This window comes from Brevibacterium sp. H602 (assembly GCF_051172395.1).
Taxonomy (GTDB): Bacteria; Actinomycetota; Actinomycetes; order Actinomycetales; family Brevibacteriaceae; genus Brevibacterium.
Genome location: NZ_JBPIZD010000017.1, coordinates 22,075 through 38,619, shown reverse-complemented (window position 1 = coordinate 38,619; position 16,545 = coordinate 22,075). Strand labels below are relative to the sequence as shown.

The window sequence follows — 16,545 nt, the reverse complement described above, 5'->3', positions numbered from 1 at the left end:
TGGGCAGAGTTTGCCGAGCCTTTCCACACTGGAACGGTTCTAGAAAAGGTGTCAGGATATTCTCTAAGCAGGCGGAACGGATCCGCCTCGAACCGCAAAGGAGTAAAAGATGCACCTGAGCCCCGCCATGCAGAAGGTCCTCAACGAGCAGGTCACCCTCGAACTCGAAGCCTCGTTGGTCTACCTCCAGCTCTCCATCCAGCTCGATGATCTCGATCTGCCCGGAATGACGCGCTGGATGCGCGCCCAGTCCGAAGAAGAGCAGGTTCACGCCGCCAAGTTCACTCAGCACTGCCTCGACCGCGGATTCTCCCCTCAGATCGGCGACATCGCCGCTCCGAAGGTCTCCGGTTCGCAGCCGCTCGACTTCTTCAAGGCCGCACTGGCCCACGAGGAGAAGGTCTCGGAGTCCATCCGCAACATCTACCGCACCGCTCAGGACGAGGCCGACCTCGACGTCCTGCCGCTGCTCCACTGGTTCATCGACGAGCAGGTCGAGGAGGAGTCGAGCATCTCCGAGATCATTGGTCGCCTCGAGCGCGTCGGCAACGACGGTGCCGGCGTCCTGCGCATCGATTCCGAACTCGGCTCACGCCACCCTGATATCACTGCCGACAGCGAGTGAGAACTGCATGACCATTTCGGCTCAGCGCTCAGGGTGAGCTCTATGAGTCAAGTGTGAACTCGAATCGAGTACTCCAGCGGCCGATCCCAGCACGGGATCGGCCGCTCTCGTTCTCAGGCCCGAGCTTGCGGGGAGACCGGTGCGTCCTCAGCCGAGGACCGACTTGCCGATGAGCAGCACGATCGGCAGAGTCACGAGCATGACGACGGTCTGTCCGGCGATGAGTGCGGCCATGAGCTTCGCATCGCCCCCGAGCTGCCGGGCCATGACATAACCTGAGCTCGCCGTGGCGATCGACTGGAAGAGCAGCCCTACCAGCGCGGGCACCGCCGGGACGGCGAAGAGAGACAGTGCGACGAGGGACAGCCCCGGCAGCACGATCAGCTTGATGAACGTCGAGGCGATGATGGCCCGGGCGTGGTCACGCATCGAGAATGCCTGCAGACCGGCGCCGACGCAGAGGAGCCCGATGGGCAGCGAGGCGGCCGCCAAGGGTTCGAGGACCGTGGCCGCCACGTCCGGCAGACCCAGACCGCTGAGATTGGCCGCGGCTCCCGTGGCGCAGCCGAGCACGAGAGGATTCGTCACGATCGCCCGCAGCAGCGCGAGCAGCGAGCTCGGTCCGGTGCGCAGGAACTCGAAGCCGAGGCTCGAGATGACATTCACCGTGGGGACGAGAATCGCCGCGACGATCGCGGCCACGGCGCTGCCTTCGGAACCGAACAGGCTGCCCGCCAACGACAGGCCGATATAGGTGTTGAAGCGGATCCCGCCTTGGAGCACGGAGGTGAAGGCCGGAAGATCGCGAGCGATGACCCTGCGGGCGAGGACGATGCCCAGGGACACGATCACGGTGGGGATGACGAGCGCGGCTGCCAAGCGCGCGAGCGGGACATGGGCCACGTCCACCTCGGCGACGGAGGTGAAGAGGAGCACCGGAAGGAGACAGTAGTACGCGAGCTTCTCCGCGCCCGACCAGAATTCCGGACTCCGAAATCCCGGCAGTCTCTTCAGTACGAGACCGAAGGCGATGAGCGCCGTGACGGGAAGTAGGGCGAGGAGTATGGGAACCAGGCTCACAAACTGAGAATTTCATGAGTTCGGAATCATTTCAAAGTTGAGTGTGTTTGACTCAATGTATGACCCGAGCGAAAGGAAGCACATGGCTACACGTTTCGACCCCATCCGCGACCTCGACCGATTCTTCTCCGAGGTGACCCGCACCCCGAACGCCACCACCCTGCCGATGGACCTCTACCGCGACGGCGAAGTCTTCATCGCCCTCATCGATATGCCCGGAGTCGATCCGAGCAGCATTGATGTCGATGTCGAAGACCGCACGCTCACGGTGCGCGCTCGCCGCGAGTCCGAGGTCGCCGACAAGGACGTGAAGTGGCTGACCCGGGAACGCACCAACGGCACCTACGCCCGCCAGCTCACGCTCGGCAACCGGGTGGCGCTGGATCGCATCCGCGCCGACTACAGCGACGGTGTCCTCACGCTGACGATCCCCGTCGCCGAGGAGGCCCGCCCCCGGAAGATCTCCGTCTCCCATGCAGCCGGACAGACCTCCCCCGAGGTGGTTGAATCGTCCTCGTCCGACGGACCCCGGTCCCCCGGCCTCGACGGCTGACATCGGCGCCGGATTCCAACGGAATCACGGTGACCGAGGTTCGGACGCCGAGGCGTCTCCTGGTTGCCGACAGCGGGCCGCACCTTCATCGGGTGCGGCCCGCTTCGTGCGTTCAGCCCCGTTCGAGGAGATATGCCAGGCACATATACGGCAGATCCACCGTGCCGGACACCGGATGCTCGACACTGAAGTACTCGCGCAGGTTCGTTTCGACTCGAGCTCGAGTCTTCTCGTTCGAACGCAGCCAATACGACCGGGTGCGCGCGAGGTCGACGATTCCATCGACGGCGAGCTCCGTGGTGAATTCGACGAGCCTGTGGTCGGTGAGAGCCAGGCCGTTGCCGGGCTGGGGTCGGTACTGCGGTCGATAGACGTCGCCGGCGTGCATGATCCGGCTCAGGCGCAGCACCCAGTCGACCCGGACATCGAGTTGGTTGATGAGGATGAGCAGCCGGCCTCCCGGGCGGAGGATGCGCGCGACTTCGGCGGCTGCTTTCGCTTCGTCGAACCAATGCCAGGCCTGCGCGACAGTGACGAGGTCGAGGCTCTCTGCTTCCAGGCCGGTGTCCTCAGCGGTGCCGACCGTGGTGGGGGCTGGATTGTGTTCGAGCGCGGACGTGTCGGGATCGACGGCGATGAGGTCGGCACCGCGTGTGAGCAGCCGGCGGCTGAGGATCCCCGTTCCCGCACCGAGGTCGCACACGCGCAGACCAGACCATTGCGGCTCCCAACCGGTCAGCGCGAGGTCGAGGGCTGAGTCGGGATATCCGGGCCGCACCTCGTCATAGACTCCGGCCTGGGCGCCGAAACTGCGTCCGTGGGCGGCCCGCGCACGTGGTCGCACCATCTGAGTCTGCCTTTCATCGAATTGTCGGCGGTCGTCCAGGCGGCCGCTGCAGACCACTCTAGCGTCGTCGGCAATCGCCGAGTCGATAGGATGGAGTCAACGGCCCGTTCCCAGCCCTAAGGAGCCAGCATGTCCGCACCGTCCGACCTCTCGTCCAAACTGGACGAAGCCTCCGCCGCGTACGAGGAATTCGCCGCGCGCGGTCTCTCGCTCGACATCACACGGGGCAAGCCCGCTCCGGAACAGCTCGACCTCGCTGCCGATCTGCTCACTGCGGTCAGCGGCGACGACTTCCGCACTCCCGGCGGCGTCGACACCCGCAACTACGGCGGACTCGACGGACTCATCGAACTGCGGGAGATCTTCGCCCCGCTGCTCAAGGTTCCCGCCGACCAGCTGCTGGCCGGCGGCAATGCCTCGCTGACATTCATGACCCAAGCGCTGACCTTCGCCCTCATGCACGGCACGGCCGTCGATGATCGCCCGTGGGGACAGGGTCCGCACAAGCTGCTGTGCCCCGTGCCCGGTTACGACCGCCATTTCACCCTGGCCGAATCCCTCGGGTTCGAGCTGTTGACCATTCCGATGGACGACGAGGGCCCGATCATCTCCGAGGCGCAGCGTCTGGCCGAAGACCCGGCGGTCAAGGGCATGTGGCTGGTGCCGATGTATTCCAACCCGACCGGAATCACGGTCACCGAAGCGCGGGCACGGGAGCTGGCTGCCATGCCGACGGCGGCGCCCGACTTCACTCTGCTGTGGGACAACGCCTACGGGGTGCACCATCTGCGAGAGGACCATCCGGACAATCTCGACATCCTCTCGCTCTGCGCAGAGGCGGGTCATCCCGAACGTGCATGGGTCTTCGCCTCGACGTCGAAGATCACTCATGCCGGGGCCGGTGTGTCGTTCTTCGCCGGAGGCCCGGCCACGGTCGATTGGATGCGAGCGAACCTCGGGAAGGTCGCGATCGGCCCCGACAAGATCAACCAGCTGCGCCATGTCCGGTTCTTCTCCGACCCGGCCGGGGTCGAAGCGCATATGCGCAAGCATGCCGAGATCGTCGCACCGAAGTTCGACGCGGTGCTCAAGGCGCTCGAGGACGGACTCGGAGCCGAAGAGCTGGCGCAGTGGACCTCACCGGACGGCGGGTACTTCATCACTCTGACGACGATGGAGGGCATCGCCGATCGCGTCGTCAAACTCGCAGGGGAAGCCGGAGTGAAGCTGACCCCTGCCGGTGCCACACACCCGTACGGTCTCGACCCGCACAACAACATCATCCGCATCGCGCCGACGATGCCGACCCTCGATGAGGTCGAACTCGCCGCTCAGGGCCTCGTGGCGTGTGTGCGCCTGGCCAGCTATGAGAAGCTGTTGGCCGGCTGACACCCGAACGCTGCCTGAAGACAAAGACAGGTCCGCCCCGAACCGAAGGGTTCGGGGCGGACCTGTCCGTACCGGGGCGTCGGATCAGTATTCGTAGAATCCGCGTCCGGACTTCACACCGAGTAGGCCGGCATCGACCATGCGCGACAGCAGGATCGGAGGCTTGTTCGCCGGGTCGCCGGTCTCCTCATACATGCTCTCTGCTGCATAGAGGCAGGTGTCGAGACCGACGAGGTCGGCCAGCTTGATCGGTCCCATCGGATGGGCGCAGCCGCCGACCATTCCCGCGTCGATGTCCTCCTTCGTCGCGAGTCCGGCCTCGAGCATCCGGACCGCACTGAGCAGGTACGGGATGAGCAGGGCGTTGACGATGAAGCCGGGGCGGTCATCGGCCTGGATCGGGTTCTTTCCGAGCACATCGGCGACGAAGGACGTCACCGTGTTGCGGACATCCTCGGCGGTGAGCACCGAGGAGACGATCTCGAGGAGCGGCTGGACCGGTGCGGGGTTGAAGAAGTGCACTCCCAGCACGCGCTCGGGCCGCGAAGTCGCCTGCGCGAATCGGATGATCGGCATCGACGAGGTGTTCGAGGCCAGGATCGCTTCCGGGTCGGTGACAACCTGGTCGAGCTCGGCGAAGATCGATTTCTTGATGTCCTCGTTCTCACTGGCTGCCTCGATGACGAGCTGACGATCGGCGAGATCGCTGATATCGGTGGTGAACCGCAGTCGGCCGAGCGCCTCGTCGCGGGCGGCGGCATCGAGTTTGCCCTTGTCCACTGCGCGAGCCAGGGATTTCTCTATGCGGGCACGACCGGCGGCCGAGGCCTCCTCGTTGATCTCGCGGACGATGACGTCGAGACCGGACTTCGCCAGCACCTCGGCGATTCCGGCTCCCATGAGTCCGCTGCCGATGACGGCGGTGCGCTGGATGCTCATAAACTTCTCCTTCTTGGTCTATCTGGTCGGTCGGGTGCGAATGACTCGGCTCAGGGCATTCGGGCGAGGAACCAGTCGGCCGAGCGGATGGCTTTCATGGCCTCCCGCCGGCGTTCCCCGGGCAGAGTCTGGATGTAGACCTGTCCGTCGAGGTGCCCCACCTCGTGTTGGAGCATCTGGGCGAAGACTTCCGTGCCTTCGATCTCGATCGGCTGATTCTTCGCATCCACCCCTCGTACCCGAGCGAATTCGTAGCGGGGGGTGGGGAAGAACAGCCCAGGGACGGACAGGCAGCCTTCTTCGATGTCACGCAGCTGCCCGCCGAGCTCGACGATCTCCGGGTTGATGACATATCCCGTGCGACCGTCGAGGTCGTAGCCGAATGCTCGCAGTCCGACCCCGATCTGCGGAGCGGCGACGGCCGCACGGCCCTCGGGCCGTGCGGTGTCGACGAGGTCGGCTGCCAGAGCTTCGACGTGATCATCGAAGGCTGTCACCGGTTCGCACTTGCTGCGGAGCACGGGGTCGCCCCACAGTCGGATCTCGCGTTCAGGCATCGATCACCACGACGAGGTCTCCGCCTTCGAGCTGCTGGACATCGGCGATGGCCACACGGGAGACGGTTCCAGCCGTCTGGGTTGTGATCGTCGCTTCCATCTTCATCGCCTCGATGGTGGCTACGGTGTCGCCGACGGAGACCTTGTCGCCCTCGTGGACCTGCATGGTCACAACTCCGGCGAACGGGCTGCCGACATGTCCGCTGTTGTTCGGATCGGCCTTCTCCGCAGTCTTGACTTCGCTTTCGACGGAGCGGTCACGCACCTGCAGCGGACGCAGCTGTCCGTTGAGGGTGAACATGACCGAACGCATCCCGCGCTCGTCAGTGCCGCCGATGGCCTGGACGCCGATGAGCAGGTTCTTGCCCTTCGCCAGCTCGACGGCATGCTCTTCGCCGCTGGTGAGACCGTAGAGGTACTCGGAGGTCTCGACGACCGAGAGGTCGCCGTAGTTCGAGCGCATCGACTGGAATTCCTTCGTCGGACCGGGGAACAGCAGCTCGTTGAGCTTGTCCTTCCGGTCCCGGCCCGGCGTCTGCAGCGCTTCGGCATCCGCAGGTTCGAGATGCTCGGTGAGCGGCTTGGCGGAACGGCCGGCGAGGGCCTTCGTGCGGAACGGCTCGGGCCATCCGCCCGGAGGATCACCGAGGTCGCCGTTGAGGAACCCGATCACCGAATCCGGAATGTCGAACTTGTCGGGGTTCTCCGCGAACTCCTCGGGCGCAACTCCGGCGCCGACGAGGTGAAGCGCCAGATCGCCGACGACCTTCGAGGACGGGGTGACCTTGACGAGATGGCCGAGAATCGAATCGGCGGCCGCATACATGTGTTCGATGTCCTCGAACCGCTCCCCCAGGCCCAGTGCGACGGCCTGCTGACGCAGGTTCGACAACTGTCCGCCGGGGATCTCGTGACGGTAGACGCGGCCGGTCGGTCCGGCGAGCCCGGACTCGAACGGTGCGTAGAGCTTGCGCACCGATTCCCAGTAGGGTTCGAGGTCGCTGACGGCGTCGAGGCTGATGCCGGTGTCGCGCTCGGTGTTCTCGAATGCGGCGACGAGTGCGGAGAGACTCGGCTGGCTGGTGGTTCCGGCCATCGCAGCAGAGGCGGCATCGACGGCATCGGCACCGGCGGCGGCAGCAGCATAGAGAGTGGCTAGCTGTCCGCCCGCAGTGTCGTGGGTGTGGACGTGGACGGGCAGGTCGAAGTTCTCCCGCAGAGCAGTCACGAGGCTGACTGTGGCTGCCGGGCGCAGCAGGCCGGCCATGTCCTTGATGGCGAGCACATGAGCACCGGCGTCGACGATCTGTTCGGCCAGGCGCAGGTAGTAGTCGAGCGTGTAGAGCTCTTCCTTCGGATCGAGGATGTCCGAGGTGTAGCACAGGGCCACCTCGGCCAGTGCCGTGTTCGTTCCGCGCACGGCTTCGATCGCCGGACGCATCTGCTCGACGTCGTTGAGAGCGTCGAAGATGCGGAAGATGTCGATGCCCGTGCGGGCCGCCTCATCGACGAATGCGTCGGTGACCTCGGTCGGGTACGGGGTGTAGCCGACCGTGTTGCGTCCGCGCAGAAGCATCTGCAGGTTGATGTTGGGAACCGCGGTGCGCAGGGCTTCGAGACGTTCCCATGGATCCTCGCCGAGGAAGCGCAGAGCCACGTCATAGGTCGCACCGCCCCAGGCCTCGATGCTCAGCAGCTCGGGTGTCATCCGGGAGACGTGCCCGGCCACGGCCAGCAGGTCTCGGGTGCGCACGCGGGTGGCCAGCAGGGACTGGTGGGCGTCGCGGAACGTCGTATCAGTGACGGCCAGGGAGCTCTGCTCACGCAGGGCGCGGGCGAAGCCCTCCGGTCCGAGCTCGGCGAGACGGTCGCGGCTGCCCGCTGCGGGTGCCGCAGAGAGGTCGATGCTCGGGAGCTTGTCGCCCGGACGGATGCGCAGACCCGGTTCGCCGTGGGGGCGGTTGACCGTGACATCGGCGAGGTAGTCCAGCAGCTTCGATCCGCGGTCGGCGCTCACCCGAGCGTCGAAGAGCTGCGGGCGTTCTTCGATGAAGGACGTGGACAGGTCTCCGGCGACGAACGCGGGATCGTCGAGGACGGCCTGCAGGAAGCCGATGTTCGACGATACGCCGCGGATGCGGAACTCAGCCAGGGCGCGTTTGGCACGGCCGACGGCCTGAGCGAAGTCGCGGCCACGGCACGAGAGCTTCACGAGCATCGAGTCGAAGTGGGGGCTGACGGCAGCACCGGCGTGGACGGTTCCGCCGTCGAGGCGCACACCTGCACCACCGGCAGAGCGGTAGGCGGTGATCGTGCCGGTGTCGGGGCGGAAGGAGTTCGCGGGATCCTCGGTGGTGATGCGGCACTGGAGTGCGGCGCCCTTGATCCGCATCTCGTCCTGGCGCAGGCCGATCTCTTCGAGGGTGGCTCCGGCGGCGATGCGCATCTGCGAAGCCACGATGTCGACATCGGTGATCTCTTCGGTCACAGTGTGTTCGACCTGGACGCGCGGGTTCATTTCGATGAACACGTGCTTGCCGGCGCGCGGTCCGTCGGTCTCGAGGAGGAATTCCACGGTGCCGGCGTTCTGGTAGCCCAGTGCCTTTGCGAACTTCAGGGCATCTGCGTGCAGGGCGGCCGCGATCTCGGGATCGAGGTTCGGGGCCGGAGCGATCTCCACGACCTTCTGGTGGCGGCGCTGCACGGAGCAGTCGCGTTCGAAGAGGTGGATGGCGTTCGAGTCGTTGTCGGCCAGCACCTGGACCTCGATGTGACGGGGACGCTGCACCGCCTGCTCGATGAAGACCGTGGGATCGCCGAAGGCGCCTTCGGCTTCGCGCATGGCGGCCTTGAGAGCGTCCTCGAGGTCGGAGGCCTGAGCCACGCGACGCATTCCGCGACCACCGCCGCCGGCGACGGCCTTGACGAAGAGGGGGTATTCCATCGATTCGGCATCGGCGAGCAGCTGTGCGATATCGGCCGAGGGACGTGTCGAGTCGAGGACCGGGATGCCCGCATTGCGTGCGGCCGCCAGCGCCTGGACCTTGTTTCCGGCCAGTTCGAGCACATCGGCCTTGGGGCCGATGAAGGTGATTCCCGCTTCGGCACAGGCACGTGCCAGATCGGGGTTCTCAGAGAGGAAGCCGTATCCGGGGTAGATGGCGTCGGCGCCGCTCTCCTTCGCCACCCGCAGCATCTCTTCGACGCTGAGGTAGGCGCGGACGGGGTGGCCCTCCTCACCGATCATGTAGGCCTCGTCGGCCTTCATACGGTGTTCGGAGTTGCGGTCCTCATAGGGGAAGACTGCGACGGTGGAGGCTCCGAGCTCATAGGCGGCACGGAACGCACGGACGGCGATCTCTCCGCGGTTGGCCACAAGGACTTTAGAGAACATAGGTGTCTCTCACTTCTGTATCGGCCGCACTGGGCGACTGGTCGACAAGCTGTCGGAAACATACTCTACAAGTGACCTGGAACACCCCTGCGCCCGGGGGGTCGACTTTGGACTGAGACGTGAGTCTCGGCGTGGTCGGCACGGCTCGGCAGCCGCCGATACGTTAACGTAGGAGGGTGCTTGTCCTAAGTATCAGCAGCCTCAAAGGCGGAGTCGGTAAGACATCCGTGACGCTCGGTCTGGCCTCGGCGGCCTACAACAGGGGGATTCCCACCCTGGTCGTCGACATGGACCCGCAAGCGGACTCGTCGACCGGCCTCGATGTGCCGACCTCGACGCGTGTCGACATCGCCGATGTGCTCGCTGCTCCGAAGTCCCAGAAGATCCTGTCCGAGGCGATCATCCCCTCCGGGTGGGTCGGTGACAGGCTCGGCCACCTCGATGTGATCTCCGGATCTCCGCGTGCCGCGGAATTCGATCGGCCTTCGCTGTCCGAGCGCTATCTGCGCCGGCTCGAAGATGCCCTGACTCGCATCGCGAAAGGCTACCGACTCGTCCTCATCGACTGTCCGCCCAGCCTCAACGGTCTCACCCGTACGGCGTGGACAGCGAGCAACCGAGTCGCGGTCGTCACCGAGCCCAGCCTATTCTCCGTGGCAGCTGCCGACCGTGCCCTGCGGGCGACGGACGAACTGCGGCAGCGTGGCGCCTCCGATCTGCAGCCGCTCGGCCTGGTCGTCAATCGGGTGCGTGCCGGTTCGACCGAACATGACTATCGCATCCAGGAGATGCGTGAGATGTTCGGTCCACTCGTCCTCAATCCGCCTTTGGCCGAACGGGCCGTCATGCAGCAGGCTCAGGGATCGGCACGTCCGATCCACTCCTGGCCGGGTAAACCCGCCGAAGAAGTCGCTGGCTCATTCGACGCTCTGCTCGAACGTGCACTCCGCTCGGAGAACATCCGCGGTCGGCGCGGTGCCGCCCCGACGAAGAACGACGCTCAGCAGCCCGAGAAGAAGTGAACGACTAGCTGCCGCTCCCCCAGCATCACGTCGACTGCCGTCGCGGACTCAGGTTCGCGACGGCAGTTCTCTGTTCTCGGGCACCTCGGACTCATTCGAGGCCACTCTGCACCGAGCCTTTCCGTTCCATACGACCACCGAGGCGGTCCGCTCGAACTGAGCGGACCGCCTCGGTGGTGGTGTGAGTACTCTGTGGGCTGTCAGCCGGACTTGCGTGCGCGACGGGCGGCGAGCTCATCCATGGCTTCAAGGGCCGCATCGTCTTCGGGGACTCGTTCGCTCGGGAACTCCGACAGCGAGCCTTCGACTTCGTTCCAGACGCGGCCGACGGCGATGCCGAAGACGCCCTGTCCGCCCTGGAGGAGGTCGACAACCTCATCGGGCGAGGTGCATTCGAAGACGCTGGCACCATCGGACATGAGAGTGATCTGAGAGAGATCGTCGACGCCGCGGGAACGCAGGTGCTCAACCGCTGTGCGGATCGACTGCAGTCCGACGCCGGTGTCGAGGAGTCGCTTGACGATCTTGAGGACGAGGATGTCACGGAAGCTGTAGAGCCGCTGGCTGCCGGATCCGGTCGCATTGCGGATCGACGGGGTCACCAGATCGGTGCGCGCCCAGTAGTCGAGGCGACGGTAGCTGATGCCGACGACCTTGCAGACGGTGGGACCGCGGTAGCCGGCCTCTTCATCGAGTACGGGCAGATCATCATCGAACAGCAGCCCTTGGGCTGCTGACGGCATCGGCGTCATGTCGACGCTTTCATGACTTGAGCGGTTCACACCGACTCCTCCTTAAAGTCCCTGGGGGAAGCGAAGGTCGCTTGGAAGGACCGAGAACATAGTCATTCTAGCCCTCTTCCCAGCGAACCTACAGTGGGATTCAACAACTCCAAGTTATTGTGCCGTCCCGGCCAGGACAAACACCTCGAGGTAACAATTTCCGCGTGTCGCCGTTACCGCAGTATTCGAACATGTCACATGGATGTCATTCAGGCGACCAGGAGCAGGATGAGTCGGGGCCGTCAGGCCTAGTTCGACGAGCTTTCGCCGTCAGATTTCGACTCATCCCGGCTCGGAGGATCCGACTTCTTCGGCTTGGCGCTCGTCAGCAGCTTGGTCTTGACCGACGACGCATAGGTGTCGACGTATTCCTGCCCGGACAGGCGCATGATCTCGTACATGATCTCGTCGGTGACCGACCGCAGCATGAAACGGTCGACGGGAAGACCTGCATACTTCGAGAAGTCCATCGGTGCGCCGAAGACGACTCCGACACGCCGGAGCTTGGGAACGAGGCGACCGGCAGGCTGCAGCTTGTCCGTGCCGATGATCGCCACGGGAACCACAGGCGCGCCGGACTCGAGGACGAGACGCGCAATGCCGGTGCGTCCGCGATAGAGCTTTCCGTCGGGCGAACGCGTGCCTTCAGGATAGATGCCCAGTGAATTCCCCTCACGGAGGACCTTCAGACCCGACTCGAGCGAAGCCTGAGATCCCGATCCGCCTCCGCGATCCATTGGGAGCTGATTGTTGAGCTTGAAGAACCACCGAGTCACCGCACCCTTGATTCCGCGACCGGTGAAGTAGTCCTTCTTCGCCAGATAGACGACGGGACGCGGAGCGAGCAGCGGAACGAAGATCGAGTCCATGAAGTGGTTGTGATTTCCTGCGATGATCGCCGGGCCCTCGGACGGCAGATTGTCCAGGCCCCGCACCCACGGACGGAAGAGGATCCGCAGGATGGGTCCGGCGAGGACTCGCTTGAGAAACCAGTAGAACACGCGCACCCTTCCGACTACGACTCTTTGTCGTCCTCGGCAATCATATATCGACACGAACGGTGAACAGCGAAGTCCGTCGCGGACTCATCCGTGCCATGCTGGGAGCATGGAGATCGATTTCACACTCGGGGCGGATCCGACGGCCGCCTATCGCAGCCTCGACGGCGGTTCAGCCTCGGCGGTTCTCTTTCTGCACGGACTCACCGGTTCGCCCGTCTCCTGGGTGCCGATCGCCCGCGCGATCGCGGCGGCGGGCGTCGACGTCAGCGTCCCCCAACTGCCCGGTCACGGCACCTCTTGGCAGGACATGGACGCTACGGGATGGTCCGATTGGCTCGGCGAGGCGCGCACAGAGCTGGGTCGGCTCCAGGCCGACCACGAGCGTGTCGTCGTCGCCGGTCTGTCGATGGGTGGGGCCCTGGCACTTGCCCTGGCGGCGGCAGAGGGCGCACCCGACGAGATCGTCGTGGTCAATCCTGCTCTCTACATCGACTCTCCCTTCGCTCCCCTGCTGCCGGTGCTCAGGCACGTCGTGCGCACGATCCCGTCGATCGGCGGCGACATCGCCCACCCGGACCGCGATGAGTACGCCTATGAACGGACACCGGTGGCGCCCCTGGCGACGTTCCATCGTGCGCTGCGGACACTGCGCGACGATCTGTGGAAAGTCACCTGTCCCGTCACGGCCATGATCTCCGGTGAGGACAATGTCGTGAGTCCGCGAACGCTGCGTGCGCTGCGATCGGACCTTCCGCACCCCCCGAAGATCGTCGCCCTCCGCCGGTCCCGCCATGTGGCGACTCTTGATTTCGATGCGAACACCATCGCCGAGGCGGTCCTGCAGGTGGTCTCCACCGAAACGACCGTGCCCTGTCAGTCCGAGGCCGGGGAATAGCCGAGGCCGGGGAATAGCTGAGGCCGCGGAATTGCTGATTCAGGTATGAACGACGAGGGCACCGCTTCGACTCCCGACGACGAGGGCCGGGAGGACTGGCGACGAGACGTTCCCGATCCGGAGAGGATCGGGCACGACCGCTCGCGCATCAGCGACGAGGACTGGGACGACCTCGTCCGGCAGATCGCAGAACCCTCGGCGACGATGGGTGATATGCCCGCCGAGGATGTTCGCGACGCCCTCGAGGACACCGAGCATTGGGAGCGCGAACCGGCGGAGCCGATCGGGTGGCGCACCGCTTCGCCCACCCTGGTGCTGTCCTGGGCCGCGGCTCTCGGCGCGGTCGTGCTCCTGCTCATCGGCGTGATCTTCTTCAGGCCGCTGCCCGGGTGGTACCTGCTCATCGGTCTGGCCGTCGGCATCGGCGGCGCGGTCGGTCTGTTCTTCCATCTGCCGAGCCATCGTTCCGCCGACGACGGCGACGGATCCTCGGTGTGAGCGATGCTGACCGCTTCGTGTCAGCGACACCTGAGAGACTGGGCATCATGACCGTCCCCTTCGACCGCGCACCCAGCGCACTGCACAACACTCAGCTTTCCTTCGACAGCCTCGGAACTCCCCTGTCCGACGTCACCTTCGTCATCGTCGACCTCGAAACGACAGGCACCCGAGCCGGGCAGTCGGAGATCACCGAGATCGGCGCGGTCAAGACGCGCGGCGGCGAGGTCATCGGCGAGTTCCAGACCCTGGTCAAACCGGAACACTCCGTGATCAGCCCGTTCGTGGCCCGGCTCACCGGCATCACTCATGCAATGGTCGATGATGCACCCCCGATCAGCTCGGTTCTGCCGAGCTTCCTGGAATTCTCCGTCGGTGCGGTGCTGGTGGCACACAACGCGCCCTTCGACATCGGATTCCTCCGCTCGGCCTGCGAACGCCTCGACTACCACTGGCCGGCGCCCACAGTCCTCGATACCGTCACGCTGTCCCGGCGCGTCGTCGGCCGCGATGAAGTGCGCAACCACAAACTCTCGACGCTCGCCGCTCATTTCGGCACCCAGGTCGAGCCCGATCACCGTGCGCTCTCCGACGCGCGGGCCACCGGCGAGCTCCTCCACCACCTGTTCGAACGATTCGGCGGCTACGGTGTGACGACGCTGGAGGAGCTGTCGACCGTCAGACAGTCGGGGTGGGCGAAGCGACAGGCGAAATCCCATCTGGCCAAGGACGTCCCCCCGGAGCCCGGCGTCTACATGTTCCTCGATGGCACTCGCCGTGTGCTCTACATCGGGAAGTCCGGAAATATGGCCAGGCGAGTGCGCGGGTACTTCAACGCCTCGGAGAACCGTGGCCGCATGGCCGAGATGATCACCGCGGCACAGGAGGTCAGCTGTCTTCCCTGCGCCCACGCGCTGGAAGCCGAAGTCCGCGAGATCCGTCTCATCGGAGAGCTGGCTCCGCCGTACAACCGACGGTCGAAGAACCCCGAACGCAATTCGTGGATCGTGCTCAGCGATGAGCTCTTCCCCCGACTGTCGGTGGTTCGGGCGAACTCGGCGCTCGAACGCTCCCCCGCACCGCCGCTGGGACCGTTCCGGTCACGGAAGTCGGCACAAGCTGTCAAGGAACTCCTCGACACCCTCTACCCGGTCAAGAGGTGCACGGCGACGATCACGCAGCGCAGCCTCGGCGAACATCGTCCCTGTGTAAGTGCGCAGGTGGGTCAGTGCGGCGGTCCCTGCGCTGGGATCACCGATGTCGATGATTATCGGAGTTCGATCCGCGAACTCTTCGCCCTGCTCGGTGGGGACCTGTCCTCACTGCAGCGCTTGGCCGCTGAGCGGATGCAGCGACTGTCCGGAGAAGCCCGGTTCGAAACGGCCGCCGAGGTCCGGGACGCGATGCGTTCGGCGGTGTCCACCGCGGCGCGGGCCGAACAGGTCACGGCACTGCGGAGAGTTCCCGAACTGATTGCGGCGGCCCCCGGTTTCGACTCAGGCTGGGACCTGGCGATCATCCGCCACGGGAAACTCGCCGGTGCCGGCCATGTGTCGACCAGGCAGGCCATGGGAGATTCCCTGTCGGCGCTGCATTCGACGGCCGAATGGGTCCCTGCCCCCGGAGCGCTGCCGCAGGAGACAGACTCGCTCGCGGAGGAGTCGCGTTTGCTGGCCGGCTGGCTGGAGACCGCCGAGCTCGTCTCCGTGACTCCCTCAGGCGGTCATGGCTGGTCGCTGCCCCGACAGGGAGCGACCAGCCATGCACACAGCTCAGGAGCGGTTCGTCTCAGCGACTCTGTGTGAGACGTCGATGAGCTGCTGAAGCTTGTTCGCGCCGCCCCCGCTGTCGATCGTCTCCACCGCAGTCTCGAGCTTGAGGGCCAAACGCTCAGTGAAGGTGCCCACAGCTGACTCGTCGGCGGCGACGAGAGCCGCCGCGGCGTTGATGGCCACGATGTCGCGCACTGCCGATCGTTCGCCGTCGAGGACCGCGCGCGTGATAGCCGCGTTCTCATTCGGACCGCCGCCGCGCAGATCGTCCTTCGTCGCCCGCTCGATGCCGAGGTCGAGGGCGTCGAACGTCGTGTGTTCGATCTCGCCGTGACGGACTTCCCAGACATCGTTGACATCGGTGTTGCTCAGCTCGTCGAGACCGTCACGCGACCGGAACACCACGGCCTGGTGTCCGCGCTTGGCCAGCGTGCCGACGACGAGCGGGGCCATCTGGGCATCGGCGACGCCGATGGCCGTATGCCTGGCCCGAGCCGGGTTCGTCAGGGGGCCGAGGATATTGAACGCGGTGGGGACGTTGATCTGACGCCGCACAGCAGCGACGAACTGCATCGACGGGTGGAACACATTGGCGAAGCAGAATGCCAGTCCGACCTCTTGGGCGATCTCACCGGTCTGTTCGGGGGTGATGTCGAACCGCACGCCGAGCGCTTCGAGCACATCGGCCGATCCCGACGCCGAGGATGTCGCACGGTTTCCGTGCTTGACGACCCGCTGCCCGGTGGCGGAGATGATCATGGCCGCGGTCGAGGAGATGTTCGCCGTCTTCGCGCGGTCGCCTCCGGTGCCGACGATGTCGACGGAGTCCTCGAGTCCCGGCAGGGGCACGGCATGGTCCATCATCGCCGCCACGAGGCCGGCGATCTCCTCGACCGTCTCGCCCTTCGTATGGTGTGCTGCGAGAAATGCGGCCATTGTCACATCCGGAGTCTTGCCGGACATGATCTGATCCATCGCCCAAGCAGCCTGAACGCCATCGAGGTCCTGCTGGTGCATGAGAGCCATGAGCAGGTCGGGCCAGTTCTCAGCGGCCGCCGGAACCGTGGTGCGGGCCTCGGAAGCCTGAGCTGCCGGGGTGGTCAAGGGCGTGGAATCGGTCATCCGTCTGAACTCTCACTAGGGGCTGCCGCCGCCCCGAAGCACAGGGCGGACCTTACCTGCGGCATACTA

The 16,545-nt window shown here is 65.3% G+C and carries 15 protein-coding genes; 7 read left to right on the top strand and 8 right to left on the bottom strand.

The genetic code is table 11. The annotated features are described in order from the left end of the window. The first annotated feature begins 109 nt into the window (after positions 1-109). Positions 110-625, top strand: coding sequence for a ferritin (locus tag ACSBQT_RS13205; protein WP_410710010.1), 516 nt, complete (start codon positions 110-112; stop codon positions 623-625). Between the two features lie 147 nt (positions 626-772). Here ACSBQT_RS13205 and ACSBQT_RS13200 read toward each other — a convergent pair whose 3' ends face one another. Next, the gene (locus ACSBQT_RS13200; RefSeq protein ID WP_410710011.1) at positions 773-1,705 is read right to left on the bottom strand and encodes an AEC family transporter; all 933 of its coding nucleotides are present in this window, start codon (positions 1,703-1,705) and stop codon (positions 773-775) included. A gap of 82 nt (positions 1,706-1,787) precedes the next feature. On the opposite strand from ACSBQT_RS13200, the gene ACSBQT_RS13195 reads away from it, so the two are divergent. Beyond that, positions 1,788-2,258 (top strand): Hsp20/alpha crystallin family protein, encoded by a 471-nt coding sequence (locus tag ACSBQT_RS13195; protein ID WP_410710012.1) that lies wholly within the window; start codon positions 1,788-1,790, stop codon positions 2,256-2,258. 112 nt (positions 2,259-2,370) lie between these two features. On the opposite strand, the gene ACSBQT_RS13190 is transcribed toward ACSBQT_RS13195, so the two are convergent. Then, the gene (locus tag ACSBQT_RS13190; RefSeq protein WP_410710013.1) at positions 2,371-3,105 is read right to left on the bottom strand and encodes a class I SAM-dependent methyltransferase; all 735 of its coding nucleotides are present in this window, start codon (positions 3,103-3,105) and stop codon (positions 2,371-2,373) included. 129 nt (positions 3,106-3,234) lie between these two features. Here ACSBQT_RS13190 and ACSBQT_RS13185 point away from each other — a divergent pair, with 129 nt between their 5' ends. Then, positions 3,235-4,494: an aminotransferase class I/II-fold pyridoxal phosphate-dependent enzyme gene (locus ACSBQT_RS13185; protein ID WP_410710014.1), complete on the top strand. Its 1,260-nt coding sequence runs from the start codon at positions 3,235-3,237 to the stop codon at positions 4,492-4,494. A gap of 84 nt (positions 4,495-4,578) precedes the next feature. Here ACSBQT_RS13185 and ACSBQT_RS13180 read toward each other — a convergent pair whose 3' ends face one another. Genes ACSBQT_RS13180 through ACSBQT_RS13170 form a run of 3 tightly spaced genes read right to left on the bottom strand, consistent with a single transcriptional unit; the run spans position 4,579 to position 9,384 of the window. Then, positions 4,579-5,433 carry a 3-hydroxybutyryl-CoA dehydrogenase gene (locus tag ACSBQT_RS13180; protein ID WP_410710015.1) on the bottom strand — a complete coding sequence of 285 codons (855 nt, stop codon included), beginning with the start codon at positions 5,431-5,433 and terminating at the stop codon, positions 4,579-4,581. Positions 5,434-5,483: 50 nt separating this feature from the next. Further along, positions 5,484-5,990 (bottom strand): peptide deformylase, encoded by a 507-nt coding sequence (locus ACSBQT_RS13175; RefSeq protein ID WP_410710016.1) that lies wholly within the window; start codon positions 5,988-5,990, stop codon positions 5,484-5,486. Next, on the bottom strand, positions 5,983-9,384 hold the full coding sequence (locus ACSBQT_RS13170) for a pyruvate carboxylase (protein ID WP_410710017.1): 3,402 nt from the start codon (positions 9,382-9,384) through the stop codon (positions 5,983-5,985). The genes ACSBQT_RS13175 and ACSBQT_RS13170 overlap by 8 nt, the downstream gene beginning before the upstream one ends. A gap of 176 nt (positions 9,385-9,560) precedes the next feature. Between ACSBQT_RS13170 and ACSBQT_RS13165 the strand changes: the two genes are divergently transcribed. Continuing rightward, complete coding sequence (locus ACSBQT_RS13165) at positions 9,561-10,406, top strand: AAA family ATPase (RefSeq protein ID WP_173152175.1); 846 nt, start codon at positions 9,561-9,563, stop codon at positions 10,404-10,406. Positions 10,407-10,606: 200 nt separating this feature from the next. Here ACSBQT_RS13165 and ACSBQT_RS13160 read toward each other — a convergent pair whose 3' ends face one another. Continuing rightward, the gene (locus ACSBQT_RS13160) at positions 10,607-11,188 is read right to left on the bottom strand and encodes a MerR family transcriptional regulator (protein WP_101544153.1); all 582 of its coding nucleotides are present in this window, start codon (positions 11,186-11,188) and stop codon (positions 10,607-10,609) included. Between the two features lie 248 nt (positions 11,189-11,436). Beyond that, positions 11,437-12,189, bottom strand: coding sequence for a lysophospholipid acyltransferase family protein (locus tag ACSBQT_RS13155; RefSeq protein ID WP_410710018.1), 753 nt, complete (start codon positions 12,187-12,189; stop codon positions 11,437-11,439). A 106-nt stretch (positions 12,190-12,295) separates the two neighbouring features. Here ACSBQT_RS13155 and ACSBQT_RS13150 point away from each other — a divergent pair, with 106 nt between their 5' ends. Genes ACSBQT_RS13150 through ACSBQT_RS13140 form a run of 3 tightly spaced genes read left to right on the top strand, consistent with a single transcriptional unit; the run spans position 12,296 to position 15,387 of the window. Then, on the top strand, positions 12,296-13,084 hold the full coding sequence (locus tag ACSBQT_RS13150; RefSeq protein ID WP_410710019.1) for an alpha/beta hydrolase: 789 nt from the start codon (positions 12,296-12,298) through the stop codon (positions 13,082-13,084). A 45-nt stretch (positions 13,085-13,129) separates the two neighbouring features. Further along, on the top strand, positions 13,130-13,582 hold the full coding sequence (locus ACSBQT_RS13145) for a hypothetical protein (protein ID WP_173152169.1): 453 nt from the start codon (positions 13,130-13,132) through the stop codon (positions 13,580-13,582). 47 nt (positions 13,583-13,629) lie between these two features. Continuing rightward, on the top strand, positions 13,630-15,387 hold the full coding sequence (locus ACSBQT_RS13140) for a DEDD exonuclease domain-containing protein (RefSeq protein WP_410710020.1): 1,758 nt from the start codon (positions 13,630-13,632) through the stop codon (positions 15,385-15,387). Here ACSBQT_RS13140 and trpD read toward each other — a convergent pair. After that, positions 15,355-16,458 (bottom strand): anthranilate phosphoribosyltransferase, encoded by a 1,104-nt coding sequence (gene trpD / locus ACSBQT_RS13135; RefSeq protein WP_410710494.1) that lies wholly within the window; start codon positions 16,456-16,458, stop codon positions 15,355-15,357. The genes ACSBQT_RS13140 and trpD overlap by 33 nt on opposite strands. Positions 16,459-16,545 lie beyond the last annotated feature (87 nt).